At 69.5% G+C, this 18,450-nt stretch carries 17 protein-coding genes; 9 read left to right on the forward strand and 8 right to left on the reverse strand.

Going from position 1 to position 18,450, the window contains the following annotated elements:
* From DEIPI_RS28690 to DEIPI_RS0105110, 3 genes are all read left to right on the forward strand, one after another.
* The coding region (locus tag DEIPI_RS28690; protein ID WP_084473978.1) for a glycoside hydrolase family 10-like protein at nucleotides 1–1,629 on the forward strand (1,629 nt) is incomplete at its 5' end.
* Nucleotides 1,630–1,792: 163 nt separating this feature from the next.
* Nucleotides 1,793–3,448: a ribonuclease J gene (locus DEIPI_RS0105105; RefSeq protein ID WP_027481066.1), complete on the forward strand. Its 1,656-nt coding sequence runs from the start codon at nucleotides 1,793–1,795 to the stop codon at nucleotides 3,446–3,448.
* A 66-nt stretch (nucleotides 3,449–3,514) separates the two neighbouring features.
* Nucleotides 3,515–4,747, forward strand: coding sequence for a VanW family protein (locus DEIPI_RS0105110; protein ID WP_245588515.1), 1,233 nt, complete (start codon nucleotides 3,515–3,517; stop codon nucleotides 4,745–4,747).
* A 54-nt stretch (nucleotides 4,748–4,801) separates the two neighbouring features.
* On the opposite strand, the gene DEIPI_RS0105115 is transcribed toward DEIPI_RS0105110, so the two are convergent.
* From DEIPI_RS0105115 to mnmG, 5 genes are all read right to left on the reverse strand, one after another.
* Nucleotides 4,802–5,662 carry a ParB/RepB/Spo0J family partition protein gene (locus DEIPI_RS0105115; protein WP_027481068.1) on the reverse strand — a complete coding sequence of 287 codons (861 nt, stop codon included), beginning with the start codon at nucleotides 5,660–5,662 and terminating at the stop codon, nucleotides 4,802–4,804.
* A complete protein-coding gene (locus DEIPI_RS0105120) occupies nucleotides 5,646–6,395 on the reverse strand; it encodes a ParA family protein (RefSeq protein WP_027481069.1) in 750 nt (249 codons plus the stop codon). Before DEIPI_RS0105120 ends, DEIPI_RS0105115 begins: the two co-directional genes overlap by 17 nt.
* A gap of 8 nt (nucleotides 6,396–6,403) precedes the next feature.
* A complete protein-coding gene (gene rsmG / locus DEIPI_RS0105125) occupies nucleotides 6,404–7,129 on the reverse strand; it encodes a 16S rRNA (guanine(527)-N(7))-methyltransferase RsmG (protein WP_027481070.1) in 726 nt (241 codons plus the stop codon).
* Entirely contained in the window at nucleotides 7,126–7,446 is a 321-nt protein-coding gene (locus DEIPI_RS0105130) for a hypothetical protein (RefSeq protein ID WP_027481071.1), read from the reverse strand. The genes rsmG and DEIPI_RS0105130 overlap by 4 nt, the downstream gene beginning before the upstream one ends.
* A 397-nt stretch (nucleotides 7,447–7,843) precedes the next feature.
* A complete protein-coding gene (mnmG, locus tag DEIPI_RS0105135; RefSeq protein WP_084473980.1) occupies nucleotides 7,844–9,736 on the reverse strand; it encodes a tRNA uridine-5-carboxymethylaminomethyl(34) synthesis enzyme MnmG in 1,893 nt (630 codons plus the stop codon).
* 86 nt (nucleotides 9,737–9,822) lie between these two features.
* On the opposite strand from mnmG, the gene dnaA reads away from it, so the two are divergent.
* The 4 genes from dnaA (at nucleotide 9,823) to pyk (ending at nucleotide 15,390) form a co-directional block, all read left to right on the forward strand.
* Entirely contained in the window at nucleotides 9,823–11,196 is a 1,374-nt protein-coding gene (gene dnaA, locus DEIPI_RS0105140) for a chromosomal replication initiator protein DnaA (RefSeq protein ID WP_027481073.1), read from the forward strand.
* A 293-nt stretch (nucleotides 11,197–11,489) separates the two neighbouring features.
* Nucleotides 11,490–12,572, forward strand: a complete 1,083-nt coding sequence (dnaN, locus tag DEIPI_RS0105145) for a DNA polymerase III subunit beta (RefSeq protein WP_027481074.1) — start codon at nucleotides 11,490–11,492, stop codon at nucleotides 12,570–12,572.
* A 111-nt stretch (nucleotides 12,573–12,683) separates the two neighbouring features.
* Nucleotides 12,684–13,955: a phosphopyruvate hydratase gene (gene eno, locus DEIPI_RS0105150; RefSeq protein WP_027481075.1), complete on the forward strand. Its 1,272-nt coding sequence runs from the start codon at nucleotides 12,684–12,686 to the stop codon at nucleotides 13,953–13,955.
* 13 nt (nucleotides 13,956–13,968) lie between these two features.
* Nucleotides 13,969–15,390 (forward strand): pyruvate kinase, encoded by a 1,422-nt coding sequence (pyk, locus tag DEIPI_RS0105155; protein WP_027481076.1) that lies wholly within the window; start codon nucleotides 13,969–13,971, stop codon nucleotides 15,388–15,390.
* An 84-nt stretch (nucleotides 15,391–15,474) separates the two neighbouring features.
* Here pyk and DEIPI_RS39000 read toward each other — a convergent pair whose 3' ends face one another.
* The 3 genes from DEIPI_RS39000 to DEIPI_RS0105165 form a co-directional block, all read right to left on the reverse strand.
* Nucleotides 15,475–15,663 carry a hypothetical protein gene (locus DEIPI_RS39000; protein WP_169737025.1) on the reverse strand — a complete coding sequence of 63 codons (189 nt, stop codon included), beginning with the start codon at nucleotides 15,661–15,663 and terminating at the stop codon, nucleotides 15,475–15,477.
* Between the two features lie 7 nt (nucleotides 15,664–15,670).
* The gene (gene tyrS / locus DEIPI_RS0105160) at nucleotides 15,671–16,867 is read right to left on the reverse strand and encodes a tyrosine--tRNA ligase (protein WP_027481077.1); all 1,197 of its coding nucleotides are present in this window, start codon (nucleotides 16,865–16,867) and stop codon (nucleotides 15,671–15,673) included.
* Nucleotides 16,868–17,036: 169 nt separating this feature from the next.
* On the reverse strand, nucleotides 17,037–17,543 hold the full coding sequence (locus DEIPI_RS0105165) for a vitamin K epoxide reductase family protein (protein ID WP_027481078.1): 507 nt from the start codon (nucleotides 17,541–17,543) through the stop codon (nucleotides 17,037–17,039).
* A gap of 178 nt (nucleotides 17,544–17,721) precedes the next feature.
* Here DEIPI_RS0105165 and DEIPI_RS0105170 point away from each other — a divergent pair, with 178 nt between their 5' ends.
* The gene (locus DEIPI_RS0105170; RefSeq protein WP_027481079.1) at nucleotides 17,722–18,219 is read left to right on the forward strand and encodes an MOSC domain-containing protein; all 498 of its coding nucleotides are present in this window, start codon (nucleotides 17,722–17,724) and stop codon (nucleotides 18,217–18,219) included.
* On the forward strand, nucleotides 18,216–18,450 hold a 235-nt coding region (locus DEIPI_RS28695; protein ID WP_045233679.1), incomplete at its 3' end, for a tRNA (adenine(22)-N(1))-methyltransferase TrmK. The genes DEIPI_RS0105170 and DEIPI_RS28695, both read left to right, overlap by 4 nt.

Genomic DNA, 18,450 nt, shown 5'->3' on the forward strand with positions numbered 1-18,450 from the left:
GCCACCGGGACCGCCGCCGAAGCGCCGAAGGCCACCCCGCGGCCCCCGGTCGTCCGCACCCCGGACGCCACGCCGACGACCGACACGAGCGCCACGAAGCCCACCGACGCGCCCGTGAACGTGCCGAAGCCGACCCGTTCCACCTCCGCCGTCACGACGATCCCCACGACGACCGACACGACGACCGACACGACGACCGACACGACGACCGACACGACGACCGACACCGCGCCGACCCGGACCGTTCCCGACCAGCCGGCGCCCGTTCAGGCCGCTCCGGTCCAGCCCACGCCGATCACCCCCACGCCCATCACCCCCACGCCCACGCCGACATCCAGGCCCACGCCGACCAGGCCGACGCAGGCGGCGCCCACCACACCGACCACGCCCCCACCCGCCGCGAGGACGCCCGCGCCCTCCACGCCCGCCGTGCGCGCGCCCACCACGCAGCTGCGCGGCCTGTGGGTGGACGCCTTCGGACCCGGCATGAAGACGCCCGAGCAGGTGGACCAGCTCGTCGCCGACGCCTCGCGTCTGCGCGTGAACGTCCTCTTCGCGCAGGTCGTGAAGCGCGGCGACTGCTACTGCGAGGTGGACGCCCTGCCCCGCACCGCCGACCCCGACGTGCCGGGAGGCTTCGATCCGCTCGCCGACCTCATCGAGAAGGCGCACGCCGCGAACATCCAGGTGCACGCCTGGATCGTGCCGCTCGCCGTCGTGAACGTCCCCGACCTGCCCGCGCCGCCCCAGCCCGACCACGTCTTCAACACGCACGGTCCCGACGCGACCGGCGAGGACGCGTGGCTCATGCGCCGCCAGAACGGCGAGACCCTCTCCGGCAACGACTACTACCTCGATCCCGGTCATCCGGCCGTCGCCGATCACGTCGTCGAGGAGATCGCCGAGATCGCCCGGAAGTACGCCGTGGACGGCATTCAGCTGGACCGGATGCGCTACCCGGATCCGTCGGGCGGCGGGCAGGACTGGGGCTACAACGAGACCGCCGTCGCCCGCTATCAGGCCGAGACGGGCACGACCGGCGTGCCCGCCCCGTCGGACGTCCGCTGGACGACGTGGCGCCGCGACCGCGTCACGGACCTCGTGCGCCGTGTCCGTGACGCGGTGAAGGCCGAGCGGCCCGCCGCGTGGGTCAGCGTCGCCACCATCACCTACGGACCGGGCCCGCGAGACCTCGCCGCGTTCCGGCAGACCCGCACGTACGCGGAGGTGCTGCAGGACTGGCCGTCGTGGCTGCGGACGGGCGCGGTGGACCTCATCGTGACGATGAACTACAAGCGCGACGCCACGCAGGGCGCGTGGTTCGACGGCTGGAACCGCTTTGCCCTCTCCGTGCGCGGCGCGGGCCGCGTCGCGGCGGGCACGGCCCTCTACCTCAACTCCGTGGAGGCGAGCGTCGGTCAGGCGCGGCGTTCGGTCGCGGCGGGCCTCGACGGCTGGGTGGGCTACTCCTACCGCACGCCCGACGACCGTGCCGAGGCCAACCCGACGGGCGCGCCGGGAACGCGTGCCGACCTCTTCGACCGCCTCACCGCGCCGGACGGCCCGCTCACGGGCACGCCCGTGTGGGGCACGCCCGGCGGGAACGAACGCGCCACTTCGTCGCGCTGAACGCGAATCCGCTTCCTTTTTCAAGTGACGTGGCTTCCGGGCCACGTCGCGTTTCATGCTAGGCTGGAGCGACCGTGCGTCCGCCGGGACGCGCCATTTTCGATTCAAGACGACCTGCCGGGCCCCGCCCGGCCGTGCATCACACGTACAACCGAGGAGACCCATGACGGAACGCAACGCGGGCGAACGACCGCTCGAAGTCATCCCGCTCGGCGGGATGGGCGAGATCGGCAAGAACATGTTCGCCTACCGCTACGAGAACGAGATCATGGTCGTGGACGGCGGCCTCGCCTTTCCCGACTCGCACATGCTCGGCATCGACCTGCTCATCCCGCGCATCGACTACCTGCAGCAGAACGCCGGACTCATCAAGGGCTGGATCGTCACGCACGGTCACGAGGACCACATCGGCGCGCTGCCGTACATCCTCCCGCGCCTCCCGAAGGTGCCCCTGTACGCCGCGCGGCTCACGCTGGGCCTGCTGCGCGAGAAGCTCGCGGAGTTCGGCATCCGCGAACACGAGGTGGACCTGCGTGAGGTGGACACCGACGCCCGCGTCCGCATCGGGCGTCACTTCACCGTCGACTTCTTCCGGATGACGCACTCGATTCCGGACAACAGCGGGTACGTGCTGCACACGCCCGCCGGCAAGGTCGTGCACACCGGCGACTTCAAGCTCGACCAGCACCCCACCGACGGCAAGACCAGCCACCTCGCCAAGATCGCCCAGGCCGGCGCCGACGGTGTCCTGCTGCTCATCAGCGACTCCACGAACGCGGAGCGTCCCGGTCACACCATCAGCGAGGCGGAGATCGCGGAGAACATCGAGAAGATCGTCAGGAACGCGCGCGGACGTGTCTTCCTGACGACCTTCGCGTCACACATCCACCGCATCCAGAACGTCATCGCCATCGCCGAGAAGTACGGCCGCCGCGTCATCCTCGAGGGCCGCAGCATGGTCAAGTACGCCCAGGTCGCGCAGGACCTCGGCTACCTCGACCTGAAGGACCCCCTGCTCACCACCGATGAGCTCGGCGACCTGCAGGACCAGCAGGTGCTGTTCATCTGCACCGGCTCGCAGGGCCAGCCGATGAGCGTCCTCTCCCGTCTCGCCTTCGGGACGCACGCCCGCATCTCGCTCGCGCGGGGGGACACGGTGATCCTGTCGTCGAGCCCGATCCCCGGCAACGAGGAGGCCGTGAACACCGTCATCAACCGCCTCTACGAGATCGGTGTGGACGTCTTCTACCCGCCCACGTACAAGGTGCACGCGTCGGGGCACGGCTCGCAGGAGGAGCTCAAGATGGTCCTCAACCTCGCCCAGCCGCGCTGGTTCCTGCCCTGGCACGGCGAGCCCCGCCACCAGATCAACCACGCGCGGCTCGCGGCGGCCATGCCGACCCCGCCGAAACGCTCCCTGATCGTCCGCAACGGCGACGTGGTCCGTGTCGGCCCGAACGACTTCCGCGTCGCGGGCACCGTTCCGGCGGGCGCGGTGTACGTGGACGGCCTCGGCGTGGGCGACATCAGCGACGACATCATCATGGACCGCATGTCGATGTCCACGGACGGCGTGCTGATCCTCACGGCGGTGCTGCACCCCACCCCGCACGTGGAGCTCGTCTCGCGCGGCTTCGTGAAGTCCAACCGCGACCTGGAGCACTCCATCCGCCGCGTCGCCCTCGAGGCGGTGGAGGGCGGCCTGCGTGAGAAGAAGCGCATCGAGGACGTCCGGGACGACATGTACGGGAACGTGCGCCGCTTCGTCCGCAAGGTCACGGGCCGCAATCCCGTGCTGATTCCCGTCCTCGTGGAGTAGGGCCGTCCTCACGGACGGGGCTCGAAGCTCAAGATCCGCGCAGGGAGCTCTGGGATACTGGAGGGCGTGACTCGACACGCCCTCCTCTCTCTTCTCGTCGCGCTGAGCGCGTCGGCTGCGCTGGCCGCGCCGCCCGTGACGCCCGTCGCGCCTCCCCCCTCCCCCACTCCGGCCACGGCGCCCGCCACGAAGGCCTCCCCGATCTCCGTCGTCCTGACCGAGACGGTCGTGACGGTCGAGGACGGCCGCAAGGTGTACACGCCCGTCATGCGTTCGCTCGACCTCGGTCAGGAACGCAGCGACGCGCTGCGCGCGCGCGGCGTGATGACCACGAGCCTGAGGGCCGACGTGGAGCGCTTCGCGGCGTCCCTCGCGCGTCCCGCGACCGACACCCGCTTCGAGTACGCGCCGCTCGCGGGCGAGTGGCAGATCACGATGCGTCAGGGCGTCACGGTGGACTTGCCCGCCACGCTCGCCGCCGTGGAGGCCGCCCTGAAGGACCCGCGTTCGCGGAACGTGAACGTCGCGGCGTCCTTCACGCGTCCCTCTCGCACGCCGGACTTCTTCCTGAACCGCGGCATCACGGCGATGCTCGGCGAGGGCAGCACCAACTACCTCGGCAGCAGCGCCGCGCGCGCCACGAACATTCACGTCGGGACGCGCAACTTCCAGGACCGCCTCTTCGAGGGCGAGACGTTCTCCTTCAACGACGCGGTCGGGCCGGTCACCACAGCGAACGGGTACGTCACGGGCCTCGTCATCGCCGGGGACCAGACGGCGAGCGGCGTGGGCGGCGGCATCTGTCAGGTGTCCACCACGGTGTTCCGCGCGCTGTACGCGGCGGGCCTGCCGGTCGTGCAGCGGCAGAACCACTCCTATCAGGTGCACTGGTACGATCCGCAGGGCCTCGACGCCACCATCTACCAGCCCACCCTGGACCTGAAGTTCCGCAACGACACGGGCGGCGCCATCTGGACGCAGGCCGACTGGGACGACCGGCTCGGCGTGCTGAACGTGCGCGCCTTCGGCAGGCCACGTGCCGAGACGGTCGAGATCTCCACGCCGAAGGTGCTGGCGTCCACGCCCGCGCCGCCCGCGCGCTTCATTCAGGATCCCACGCTCGCGCCGGGCCGCCGGGTGCAGGTGGACTGGGCCGCGCCGGGCGCCACGATCGAGGTGGAGCGCGTGCTGCGCCGTGACGGGAAGGTCGTGCGCCGCGATACCCTGCGCAGCGTGTACCGCCCCTGGCCGAACATCTACCGGGTGGGGCCGGACGTGCCCGCCGACGCGAAGCGCTGAGCCCATCGAACAAGCGGGGCGGACCGATGGTCCGCCCCGCTTCCCGTCGTCGAGCTAGAGTTCCTCGCTCTGGGCGAGCAGGCCGAGCAGGCGGTCGAGTTCCTCCTGCGAGCCGAAACTCAGCTCGATCCGTCCGCGTTCCGCGCTGCCGTTGATCCGGACGCGCGTGCCGACGCTGCGGCTGAGGTCGAGTTCGAGTTGCCGCCACGGCCTCGCGGTCTGTGGTTTCGGCGCGGGCTCGGCCTTCGTGGGGCGCTGGAGCGCCTCCGTGTCACGGACGTTGAGGCCGCGCGCGCGCACCTGGTCGAGCGTCCAGAGTCGGTCCGCCTCGGGTTTCGAGAGGATCGCGCGGGCGTGCCCAGCGCTGATCTCCCCGTCCTCCAGGGCGCGCAGCACGGGCTCCGGGAGGGTCAGGAGCCGCAGCGCGTTCGACACGGTCGAACGGCTCTTGCCGACGGCCTGCGCGACGCCCTCGTGCCCGAGACCCTGATCGGCGAGGGCCTGGTAGGCGCGCGCTTCCTCCAGCGGCCCGAGGTCCTCGCGCTGCAGGTTCTCCACGATCGCGATCTCCAGCGCCTCGCGGTCCTGGAGCTCCCGCACCACGACGGGCACCTCGGTGAGGCCCGCGAGCTGCGCCGCGCGCCAGCGGCGCTCGCCCGCCACGATCTCGTAGCGGTCCCCGACGGGACGGACCAGCAGCGGCTGGAGCACGCCCTTGTCGCGGACGCTCTGCGCGAGCTCGGCGAGCGCCTCGGGCGCGAAGACCTGCCGGGGCTGGTAGCTCGACTGCACGATGCGCTCCACAGGAAGCGTCCGCGGCGCCGTGGGCGTGGGTGTGGGCTCGGAGAGGCTCTCCGCGGCGGGCCGGGCGAGCAGGGCGTCGAGGCCGCGGCCGAGGCTAGATTTTCTGGACACGCTGCATGACCTCCTCCGCGAGACGCTTGTACGCCGCCGCGCCGCTCGACAGGGGCGAGTACTGGTTGACGGGCCTCGCGTGGCTCGGCGCCTCCGAGAGGCGGATGTTGCGGGGCACGACGCTCCAGAACACCAGTTCCCCGAAGTGCGCGCGGACGTTCTCCTCGACCTGCAGGGCGAGGTTGGTCCGGCCGTCGAACATCGTGATGACGATGCCGAGCACGCGCAGGGCCGGATTGAGGCCCGCGCGCACGCGGTCCACGGTGTCCATCAGGCCCGCGATGCCCTCCAGCGCGTAGTACTCCGCCTGCAGGGGAATCAGCAGGGCGTTCGCGGCGGCCAGCACGTTCACGGTGAGCGGCCCGAGGCTGGGCGGCGCGTCGATGATGACCACGTCGTAGCCCGCGAGACCCGCGAAGAGGTCTCGCAGGGCGTAGGGCGTGTCGGCGAGCTCCACCGCGGCCCCCGCGAGGTCGGGTGTGGCGGGAAGCAGCGAGAGGTTGTCCTGACTGGTGCCCACCACGAAGTCCTGGGTGCGCGTGGGCTCGCCCAGAGCGTCGTAGACGCCCCGCGTCACGCCCCGGTGCCCGAGGCCGCTCGTGGCGTTCGCCTGCGGATCGAGATCCACGACGAGCACCTGCTTGCCGGAGGCCGCGAGGTAGGCCGCCAGATTGATGGCGGTGGTGGTCTTGCCCACCCCGCCCTTTTGATTGACGATCCCGACGATTCTCACGTTAGGTCTCAGGATAACGGATGCTTCGTGGGTACGCCCTCACGGCGGGGGTAGCGGTCGGGCGTCTCATGAGTCTTCTCGACGACCACGAGGTGACGTCGGTCGTTCGTCACGGGCAGTCGGAAGTCCTGCACCTCGTGGATACGTCCGCCCACCTGCGCGGCGGCCCCCTCCGCGTCGGGCAATTCCTCGGCCACGCCGGGGCCCTTCTGCGCGACGAGCAGACCGCCCACCCGCAGCAGCGGCAACGCGAGTTCCACGAGGACGGGCAGAGAGGCGACGGCGCGCGTGACGACGCGGTCGTACCTGGCCCGGTGTGCGTCCTGCCGACCGATCGTCTCCGCGCGCCCCACGAGGGGCGTGACGTTCTTGAGGCCGAGCGCACGGGCCGTACGGTCCACGAAGTCGATCTTGCGGCGCGTCGCGTCGAGCGGGGTCAGGGTCAGATCGGCGCGAACGATCGCGAGCGGGAGCGCCGGAAAGCCCGCGCCCGTTCCGAGGTCGAGGACGCCCAGCTCACCGTCGAGGAATCCGCCGCGCAGGCAGGAGATCGAGTCCACGAAGTGCTTGAGGACCACCTCCCGCTCGTCACGGATGGTCGTGAGGTTCATCCCGTCGCTCGCCTCGTCGAGGAGGAGATGCAACCGGTCGAACAGGTCGGTGGAGCGGTCGTCGAGCGTGACGCCGAGGTCGCGCGCGGCGTCGTTGAGCAGGGTCCGGTTCTCTGGAATCACAGGGCGTACTTCCGTTTCATGTCCTGATAGCGGTGATAGACGTGCTCGTCGATGTCCTCGAGCGGCAGCCGATCGAGCAGGGGCAGCAGGTGTGCCTTGAGGGCCTCGCCGCGCGCCATCCACTGGTAGTAGCTGCGTCCACCGTGGTGGTAGGGACCGTACAGGCGGGAACCCGGGCAGAGCGTGACGAGCTGGTCGAAGAGCCGTTCGTGTCGGACGTGCATTCGGACGGTGACCTGCGGTTGTCGTCCGTCGCCGCCGAAGTGGCCCTCGCCGATCAGGACGCCCAGGAGCAGGCCGGCCTCGAAGTCGTTCATCGGATCCTCCGGAAGCAGCATGCCAGGGTCGTGTTTCACCGTCAAGTTTCTCGTGAAACGTCGGGTTGTTTCACCGTCAAGTTTCTCGTGAAACCTCTTCGCGCCTCCTTGGCTCTTCGCGAAGGGCAGAGAGACCTCAATGTGTAGACCCGTGAGATGAGGCCTCCTCGGCAGCGGATCACGCCTCCTGATCGATCGAGACCGGACGGCGACCTGAAAACCGCCCGACAGCGTGCAGACACGAGGCGAGTTCGTCGTCATGTCCGTCCACGGGAATCGACTCTCTGTCTCCGCGGGTCCGGACACGACGTCCTGAAAGTCGGGTGGAGCGGCCTCCATGGCGCTCCACCCATCTGAAGAGCGGCTCCCGCTCGACGACCGAGGAGAGCGCCCGTGCTCAGTCGGACGCCTGGGGCGTCTGCCGGGCACGCAGATGGACCAGCAGCGCCGTGAGGTCCGAATGCCGGACACCCGGAACGCGGGACGCCTGCGCAAGGGTGGCGGGGCACGAACGCGAGAGTTTCTCGCGCGCCTCCAAGGACAGCGAGGTCACCAACGCGAAGTCCACGCCCTCCAGACTCGTCCCGGCCGCCGCCGCTTCCGCGTCGAGCTGACGGCGGGTGCGCTCGATGTAGCCCTCGTACTTCACGGCGATCTCCAGCGCCTCGCGCTCCGCGTCGTTCAGGGGGGAAAGGTCGAAGCCCAGTGCGACGAGATCGTCGAGTCGGACGTCCGGACGACGCAGCAACGCCTCGCCCGTCACCCCGTCCACGCGGCGCCCCGCGAGGGAGGCACGCACGTCGCGAACCCGTTCGTATTTCCGACGGACACGCTCCACCTCGTCGTCGTCGACCAGGCCGAGTCGGTTCCCGAGGCCGACCATGCGCTCGTCCGCGTTGTCCTGCCGGACCAGCAGTCGGTGCTCGACACGGCTCGTCATCATGCGGTACGGTTCGTCGCTGCCCTTGAAGACGAGGTCGTCGAGGAGGACGCCGATGTACCCGCTCGCACGTGGGATGTGCAGCTCCTCCAGCCCCAGCGCTCGCCGCGCCGCCGCGACTCCCGCCACGAGCCCCTGCGCCGCCGCCTCCTCGTAGCCGCTCGTCCCGTTCACCTGACCCGCCGTGAAGACGCCGGGCATGAGCCGCGATTCGAGGTTGAGCGTGAGCTCGGTGGAGTCCACGACGTCGTACTCCACCGCGTAGGCGTAGCGCTGGATCACGGCGCGCTCGAAGCCGGGCAGGGTCCGGACCAGTTCGTCCTGAAGCCGGGGAGGAAGGCTGCTGGAGAACCCCTGCAGGTAGACCTCCGATGTCCCGATGCCGTCGGGTTCCACGAACAGCAGATGCCGATCGTGATGGGCGAAGCGCACGATCTTGTCCTCGATGGAGGGGCAGTAGCGCGGGCCGAGCCCCTCGATGTCGCCCGCGTACATGGGTGACTCGTGCAGGTTCTCCTGGATGAGTCGGTGCGTCTCGGGCGTGGTGTGGGTCTGCCAGGTCGGCATGCTGGCGGCGCGCGGTCCGGGTGAGCCGGTGAAGCCCCGTGGCCTGGGGTCGGCGGGCAGTTCGAGCAACGCGGCGAAGTCCACGGAGTCCGCCCGCACACGGGGGGGCGTGCCGGTCTTGTAGCGCTTGAGTCGGTGCCCGTGACGCGCCAGGGGAGAGGAGAGAAACCGGGCGGGGGGTTCGCCCTGACGTCCCTCCAGACGCGAGGATCTGCCGTACCACGTGACACCTCTCATGAAGGTTCCGGCGGCGATCACGACGCTCCGTGCGCGAAAGCGGCGCCCGTCCGTCGTGACGACACACCAGCCCTGTCCGTCGGGTTCCAGATCGGCGGCCTCTCCACGCAGCACGTCGATGCCCGCGTGACCCAGCACGTAGTCCTGCGCGCGTTCGGCGTAGACGTCACGCTCGTTCTGCACCCGCAGGGACTGCACCGCCGGACCCTTGCTGGCGTTGAGCACCCGCGTGTGGATGGCCGTGTCGTCCGCGACGCGGCCCATCAGACCGCCGAGGGCGTGCAGTTCGAAGACGAGCTGGCTCTTGCCGGGTCCGCCCACGGCCGGATTGCACGGCATCCGGCCGATGGTGGCGGGGTTCGACACGAGGAGGGCCACCGGGCCGAGTCGAGCGGCCGCCCAGACCGCCTCGATCCCGGCGTGTCCACCGCCGATCACGAGGACGTTCCAGACCTCGCGCGCGCCGCCCGTCGGGGCGCGCCCCGGCCCGGCAGGGGAGGGGAGAGGGGAGGAGGCAGCGGCGAGACCGGGAGACACGTCCGACATAACGTCATAGTCTATCCCAGGGGCCATCACGCGGACACCCGCTTGGTATGATGGCGCCCTGACCTGAGGTCGAAGGAGGTAGGGTTATCTCGCAGGAAATCTGGACGGACGTTCTGTCGTACGTCCGCAAGAACATCACGGAAGTGGAGTACCGGACGTGGTTCGTGCCCGTGCGGCCACTCGGCGTGCAGGGAGGCGCCCTCGTGCTGGGGGTCCGCAACTCCTTCGCGATGGAGTGGTTCCGCAAGCACTATCAGGTCCTGCTGGAGGACGCACTCCGCCAGATGGGCGCGCAGACGCCGCAGGTGGCCTTCGAGGTGCTTCCCGCCGTGCAGGACGCGATGATCTCGCCGTCCGATCCGCCTCCCTCGATCGCCCTTCCTCCTTCACCCACCGTGACCGCGGGCGTCGCGGCGGACTCGAACCGCAAGTCGCTCAACCCGAAGTACACCTTCGAGAACTTCGTGGTCGGCCCGAACAACAACCTCGCGCACGCGGCGGCCCTCGCCGTGGCCGACTCGCCCGGCAAGACCTACAACCCCCTGTTCATCTACGGTGACGTGGGGCTCGGCAAGACGCACCTCATGCACGCCGTGGGGCACTACGTGCTCGAACGGCACCCTGAGAAGCGCGTGGAGTACGTCTCCACCGAGAGCTTCACGAACGACCTCATCAACGCGATCCGCGAGGACCGCATGGCGGCCTTTCGCAACCGCTACCGCTCGGTGGACCTGCTGCTGGTGGACGACATCCAGTTCCTCGCGGGCAAGGAGCGCACGCAGGAGGAGTTCTTCCACACCTTCAACGCGCTCTACGAGAACCACAAGCAGATCATCCTGTCGAGCGACCGTCCGCCGAAGGACATCCAGACGCTGGAGAGCCGCCTGCGGTCCCGCTTCGAGTGGGGGCTCATCACGGACATCCAGAGCCCGGAGTTCGAGACGCGCGTCGCGATCCTCAAGATGAACGCGGAGCACCGCCAGATCAACATCCCGCAGGAGGTGCTGGAGCTCATCGCGCGGCAGGTGACGAGCAACATCCGCGAGCTGGAGGGCGCGCTGGTGCGCGTCGTGGCCTTCTCGAGCCTCAACAACGTGGCCTTCTCGAAGGCGGTGGCGGCGAAGGCGCTCTCGGACGTGTTCACCTCGCAGGAGGTGCAGATCGAGATGACGGACGTGCTTCGCGCCGTGGCGGAGCATTTCGGCGTGCCGGTGGAGGCCCTCAAGGGCGCCGGGCGGGCCCGCGAGGTGGTGGTGCCCCGCCAGATCGCGATGTACCTCATCCGGGACCTCACGACGCACTCCCTGCCGGAGGTGGGACTGTTCTTCGGACGTGACCACTCGACGGTGTTGCACTCCACTCAGAAGATCGGTGAGCAGGTGGGGCGGGACGGCGAGATCACCACGCACGTGGAGACCTTGAAGCGGCGCCTGCAGGGCCTCGAGGACGTGTCGTCGTGAACACGAAGTCGCTTGTGCAACTCTTCACTTTCTGTGGAAAAGTCTGTGGATAACCCTGTGGATAACCTGTGGATAAGCCTGTGGAAAACCTGCCGTGGAAACCCCCTGTGGATAACCGGGGGAGTTGTCCACAGGTTATCCACAGGAAAACCCGACTTATCCACAGATTTGTCCACAGGCGAAACGCCCTCCAGGAGCGGCTCCAGCAGGCTTTTCCACAGTTTCCACAGCCCCTATTACTACTACTACTCTTTTTAATTAGTTAAAAAGAGAGGAGAAAAGAAGGCCCGACCATGCGAGCGAACGTCACCAAGAAAACCCTCAGTGAAGGACTCGGTCTCCTCGAACGGATCGTGCCCTCCCGGTCCAGCAACCCCCTGCTCACCTCGCTCAAGGTCGAGGCCCAGCGAGGAGGCCTCACCCTCAGCGGCACCAACCTCGAGATCGACATGGCCTGCTTCGTGCCCGCCGAGGTGGACACCGACGCCGCCTTCGTCGTTCCCGCGCACCTGTTCGCGCAGATCGTGCGCAGTCTCGGCGGAGAGCTCGTCGAGCTGGCCCTGAGCGGCAACGAGCTCGCGGTGCAGGCGGGCGGCTCGAACTTCAAACTGCAGACCGGCGAACTGGAAGCCTACCCGGAGCTCACCTTCCCCGGCCGGGCCGACACCAGCTTCGACGCCAAGGAGCTCGCGCGCTCGCTCTCCAGCGTCCGCTACGCCGCCTCCACCGAGGCTTTCCAGGCGGTCTTCCGCGGCATCAAGATCGAGAGCCGCGACAACCGCGCCCGCGTCGTCGCGTCCGACGGCTTCCGCCTCGCGCTGCGCGACTTCGGCGCGCACGGCGACCACCGCAACCTCATCCTGCCCGCACGCAGCGCCGACGAGGTCGTCCGCGTCGTCCGCGACGGCGAGGTCGGCGTGTCCTACGGCGAGGGCACCATGGGCATCATCACCGACCGCGTCAAGATGAACGTCAAGCTGATGGACGGCGAGTTCCCGGACTACGAGCGCGTGATTCCCAGCGACGTGCGCCTGCGCATCATGCTGAGCGCGACCGCCCTCAAGGAGGCCGTGAACCGCGTCGCCGTCCTGGCCGACAAGAACGCCAACAACCGCGTGGAGTTCCTTATCAGCGAGGGCCGCCTGCAACTCGCCGCCGAGGGCGACTACGGCCGCGCGCAGGACACCCTGAGCGTCATGCAGGACGGCAGCGAGCCCGCCATGTCGCTCGGCTTCAACGCCAAGTACGTCCTCGACGCGCTCGGCCCCATCGAGGGCGACGCGGAACTGCTCTTCTCGGGGCCGACCAGCCCCGCGATGTTCAAGGCGCACGAGGGCGGCGGGTACCTCGCCGTGGTGGTTCCCCTGCGCGTCTGAAGCCGGGGGTCATTCCGCGCGCCGCGCGAACGGATATAGTGTCCCGGGTACACATCGGCGTGCGGGCCCGCCCCACGCCGACCGCTCTTGAACGTTACTGAGGAGGAAGTCATGAACATCGAACGCGTCATCGCCCGGGAAGTGCTCGACTCGCGTGGCAACCCCACCGTCGAGGCCGAGGTCCACCTCGAGAGCGGCTTCGTCGGCCGCGCCATCGTGCCGTCCGGCGCCTCCACCGGCTCGCACGAGGCGAACGAGCTGCGCGACGGCGGCAGCCGCTACCTCGGCAAGGGCGTCCTGGGCGCCGTCGAGAACGTCGAGCGCTCCATCGCGCCCGCCCTCGTGGGCGTGGACGCCTCCCAGCAGGCCACCGTCGACCGCATCATGCTCGAACTCGACGGGACGCCCAACAAGAGCAAGCTCGGCGGCAACGCCATGCTCGCCGTGTCGCTCGCGTCGGCCCGCGCCGCCGCCGAGGCGCTCGGCACGCCCCTGTACCGCTACCTCGGCGGCAACAACGCCCGCACGCTGCCCGTCCCGATGATGAACGTCATCAACGGCGGCGCGCACGCCGACAACAGCGTGGACTTCCAGGAGTTCATGGTCATGCCGATCGGCGCGCCCAGCTTCCGCGAGGCGCTGCGCTACGGTGCCGAGACCTTCCACCACCTCAAGAAGGTCCTCTCGGCGCGCGGCTACAACACCAACGTCGGCGACGAGGGCGGCTTCGCGCCCGACCTGAAGAGCAACGAGGAGGCGCTGGAAGTGCTCCTCGAAGCCATCCAGAAGGCCGGCTACGAGCCCGGCAAGGACATCGCCATCGCCCTCGACCCGGCCGTCACGGAACTCTTCAAGGACGGGAAGTACCACCTCGAGAGCGAGGGCCGCACCCTCAGCAGCGAGGAGATGGTGGCGTTCTGGGCCGACTGGTCGAGCCGCTACCCCATCGTCAGCATCGAGGACGGCCTCGCCGAGGACGACTGGGACGGCTGGCAGCTCCTCACGCGGGAGATCGGCTCGCGCGTGCAGCTCGTCGGCGACGACCTGTTCGTCACGAACCCCGCGCGTCTGCGCGAGGGCATCGACCGCGGCGTCGGCAACAGCATCCTCGTGAAGGTCAACCAGATCGGCACCCTCACCGAGGCGATGGACGCCATCGAGCTCGCCAAGCGCAACCGCTACACCACCGTCATCTCGCACCGCAGCGGCGAGAGCGAGGACGCCTTCATCGCGGACCTCGCCGTCGCCACGAACGCCGGTCAGATCAAGACCGGCTCCGCGTCGCGCAGCGACCGCATCGCCAAGTACAACCAGCTGCTGCGCATCGAGCACGCCCTCGGACGCGAGGCCGTGTTCCTCGGGCGCGGCGCGCTGAACAAGTGAGGCCAGGCAAATCATGAAGCACTTCGACCGCGCCACCAAGATCGTCGCCACCGTCGGTCCCGCCAGCCGCAACGCCGAGACCCTCGAGCGGATGATCGAGGCGGGCATGAACGTCGTCCGCATGAACTTCTCGCACGGGAGCCCCGAGGACCACAAGGAGACCGTGGACCTCGTGCGCGCCCTCGCCGCGAAGAAGGGCGTCACGGTCGGCATCCTGCAGGACCTGCAGGGCCCCAAGATCCGCGTCGCCCGCTTCAGGGAGGGCCGCGTGACCCTCACGGCGGGCCAGAAGTTCGTCATCACCATGGACGACGTCGAAGGTGACGAGCAGCGCGTCGGCAGCACCTACAAGGGCCTCGCGGAGGACGTGCGGCCCGGCATGACCCTGCTGCTCGACGACGGCAACATGGCGCTGCGCGTCGAGGCCGTGCGCGGCCCCGACGTGGAGACCGTCGTGACCGTCGGCGGCGTCCTGAAGAACAACAAGGGCATCAACGTCCCCGAGGCCGACCTCAGCGTGCCCGCCATGAGCGACAAGGACGTCGAGGACATGCGGCTCGGCGCGGAACTCGGCGTGGACTGGGTGGCGCTGTCGTTCGTGCGTTCGCGCGACGACATGCTCCTCGCGAAGCACTACCTCGCGCGCTTCGGTTCGCGCGCCAAGCTCATGGCGAAGATCGAGAAGCCGCAGGCGGTGGACCGCTTCGAGGACATCCTGCGCGAGAGCGACGGGATCATGGTGGCGCGCGGCGACCTCGGCGTGGAGATGCGGCCCGAGCAGGTGCCCGTCATCCAGAAGAAGCTCATCCGGGCGTGTCGCGAGGCGGCCAAGCCGGTCATCACGGCCACGCAGATGCTCGAGAGTATGATCAACCTGCCGCGCCCCACCCGCGCGGAGGCGTCGGACGTCGCGAACGCCATCTTCGACGGCACGGACGCCGTGATGCTCTCCGCCGAGAGCGCCGCCGGGCTCTACCCGGTGGAGGCCGTGCAGATGATGGACCGCATCGCCCGTGAAGCCGAGGCGAGCGACCTGTACCGTCTGCAGCAGGCGCAGGTCATCGACACGGAGCTCGCGGCGGACTCCATCGCGGACGCGGCGTGCGACATCGCCGAGAACCTCGACGCGAGCGCCATCACGACCTTCACCCTGACGGGGGGCAGCGCGGGCCGCGTGGCCCGCAACCGCCCGCGCGTCGCGATCCTGGCGCTCACGCCCAACGAGCGCACCCGCAACCAGCTGGCGCTGACGTGGGGCGTCGTGCCGATGCTCGCGGAGGACCCGCGCGACACGGACGACATGGTCCGCATCGCCAACGACGAGCTTCGCAAGTCCCGTCTCGCGGACGCGGGCGACCGCTTCGTCATCACGGCGGGCGTGCCCTTCGGCGTGCGCGGCAGCACCAACATGATCCGCGTCGAGCGGCTCAAGTAACCCGTTCCGGCAGGGGCTGAGGCAGGGTGACGTGCGGGTGGACCCACCCATGAGGACCGTCTTCACGTCATCTTGAACTCAGCATCATATCCACAGGCGAAGGAATTTATCCACAGGTACGTTGTGGATAACATGCCTCGCCTGTGCATAACGTTGGCACGCGGGTTTTTTCGCACACGCGATCGCGGCGCTCCGCACGAAGGCGATCAGAACGAAGGCCAGGCCTGTGGAAGAAGAAAAACACCGCGCCAGGCGGTGTTTTTCTTCTTCCACCCCGAGCTCAGGCGGGCAGGACCCGCGCGAAGCGGTCCTTGCCCTTCTGCACGACCCGCCCCTCCCCGAGCTCCACGCTCGCCTGCGGGTCCTCCACCGTCTCGCCGTCCACGCGCAAGCCCCGGTTCTGGATGAGGCGGCGCGCCTCCCCGTTGGACGCCGCGAGCCCCGCCGCCACCGCGAGCCGCACGACCGTCACGCGGCCCTCCGCGTTCACGTCGCCCGAAGTGAGCCGCACCTCCGGGATGTCCGTCGGGATGACCCCCCTGGCGACCGACCGGTAGCGCGCCTCCGCCGCGTCGAGGTCCGCGTCCGGGTGCAGCCAGCCGGTCACGAGCCGCGCGAGCTCACGGTGCGCCGCCACGGGGTGCCCCGCGAGGAGCTCGTCGATGCGCGCCTCCGGCAGGTCCGTCAGCAGCGTGAAGTAGTTGCGCAGCAGCGTGTCGGGCACCTTCATCAGCTTCGCGAACATCGCTTCGGGCGCGTCGGTCAGACCGATGTAGTTGTCGAGGCTCTTCGACATCTTCTCCACGCCGTCGAGCCCGACGAGCAGGGGCGTCGTCAGGACGACCTGCGCGCTCTGCCCGTACTCGCGCTGGATGTCGCGGCCCACCAGCAGGTTGAACAGCTGATCCGTCCCGCCGAGCTCCACGTCCGCCTCCAGCGCCACGGAGTCGTAGGCCTGCGCGAGCGGGTAGAGCAGCTCGTGCAGGCTGATCGGCGTGCCCGCCCGCAGCCGCTTCGTGAAGTCGTCACGCTCCAGGATGCGCGCCACGGTGTACTTCGCGGCGAGCTTCACGACCGCCTCGAAGCCCATCCCCTCGAGCCACTCGCCGTTGTAGCGGATTTCCAGCCGCTCCGGGCTCATGTCCAGCACGAGCCCGCACTGCTCCAGGTAGCTGCGGGCGTTCTCGCGGGTCTGCTCCAGCGACAGGGGCGGGCGCGTCCTGCTCTTGCCGCTGGGGTCGCCGATCATCGCGGTGAAGTCCCCGATCAGCATGATCACCTTGTGCCCGAGGTCCTGGAACTGCCGCATCTTGCGCAGCACCACCGCGTGCCCGAGGTGCAGGTCGGGCCGGGTGGGGTCCGCGCCGAGCTTCACGCGCAGCTGACGACCGGACGTGAGCTTCTCGCGCAGGTCGTCCTCGCTGATGAGGTCGACCGCGCCGCGCCTGAGGATGGAGAGCTGCTCTTCGACGTTCATGGTTCCTCCAAAAGGAGGCGGCGTGCCGCTGAGGGGCACGCCGCCGGGGGTGGTTGGGTGCAGGACGACCCTATCCGACCGCGAGGCGGCGCGGACGATAGGCATAGACCCGCAACATCATGCGTTCATGGTACACGAGCGGCGCGCGGACGCGCCCACGCCACCCGGCCTACCTCCCGCGCAGGTGACGCCACGCGCTGCGCGCCTCGGGCAGCGCGAACACCAGCGACGCGAGCGACGCCACGGTCGCCAGCTGGCAGTACGCGCACAGCGCCTTGTTCTCCTGCCACTCCTCGCGTCCGAGCTCCACGGCGGTCAGCGCGTCCCCCGCGACCTTCGCGGCCGTGAGGATCGGCAGGAGCGGCAGGTCCCGCGCGCGGTCCTGACCGCCCGCGCCCGCCAGCCACGCCGTCACGCCGTAGTTCACGATCATCATCAGCGCGTCGGGCGTCTGGAAGCGTCGGTAGGCGTAGGTGGACGCGTCCACCTTGTCCGCGTCGAAGGGCCCGGCGGGCGGGTCGGGCAGGTGCCGGATGATGCCGGTCTGGTAGAGCGTCACGATCTGACCCATGGCCGCCCCCAGCAGGGAGAGGCCGATCACCCAGCGGCGGCGGGTGAGGTCCTCGGAGCGTCCGAGTCGAAGTTCACGGCTGAGCTGCTGCGGCGTGGTCGTCATGCTGCCTCCTGGTGGGCCGCGCCACGTGGGCGGGGCGTCTCCCCTCACTCTTCGCGCCGCACCTGAGAGGGGACGCACGGCTGGCCCAAGACCGTCTTGCGAGGAGGAGGTGATGTGTGACGTACGCGACTCACCCAGGTCACCGTCCACCCTGCCCGCCCGTGCGATCCTGTGGCCCGTGAAGACCATGCGTGAGCTCCAGTCGACCCTGCCCCGCCCGGGACGGGTGGAGCGCCTCCTCGTGCGGGAGGCGCGGCGCGGGCGCGTCCTCGACCTGACGGAGGCGGAGGCGGTGGAGGGCCGCGGCCTGCGCGGCGACCACATCGCCGAGCGGGAGCGTCCGCTGTCCGGCGCGGGCGCGGCGCGGCAGGTCACGCTGATCCAGGCGGAGCACCTCCCCGTCGTCGCGGCGCTCGCGGGCCTCGATTCGCTCGACGCGGGCGTGCTGCGGCGCAACCTGGTCGTGTCGGGCGTGAACGTCCTCGCGCTGCGCGAGCGCCGCTTCCGCGTCGGGGAGGCCGTGCTGGAGGGCACCGGGCCCTGCCATCCGTGCTCGCGGATGGAGGAGGAGCTCGGCGAGGGCGGCTACAACGCCGTGCGCGGCCACGGCGGCATCACGGCGCGCGTCGTGAAGGGCGGCGTGATCCGCGTCGGGGACGCCGTGGTGCCCCTGTGAGCGGCCCTCAGGGCCTCGACGCGCGGCTCGCGGCGGTCCTGTGCTTCGTCCGTTCGGACGTCCACGCCGACGTCGGTTCGGATCACGCGCTGCTGCCCGTGGCGCTCCTGAGGGAAGGCCGCGCCCGCAGGTGCGTGATCGTGGAGCGCACGTCCGCGCCGCTGGAGAACGCGCGTGCGAGCGTCACGCGCGCGGGCCTGCTGGACCGCGTGGACCTGCGGCTCGGCGACG

Source organism: Deinococcus pimensis DSM 21231 (assembly GCF_000519345.1).
GTDB classification, from domain to species: domain Bacteria; phylum Deinococcota; class Deinococci; order Deinococcales; family Deinococcaceae; genus Deinococcus_A; species Deinococcus_A pimensis.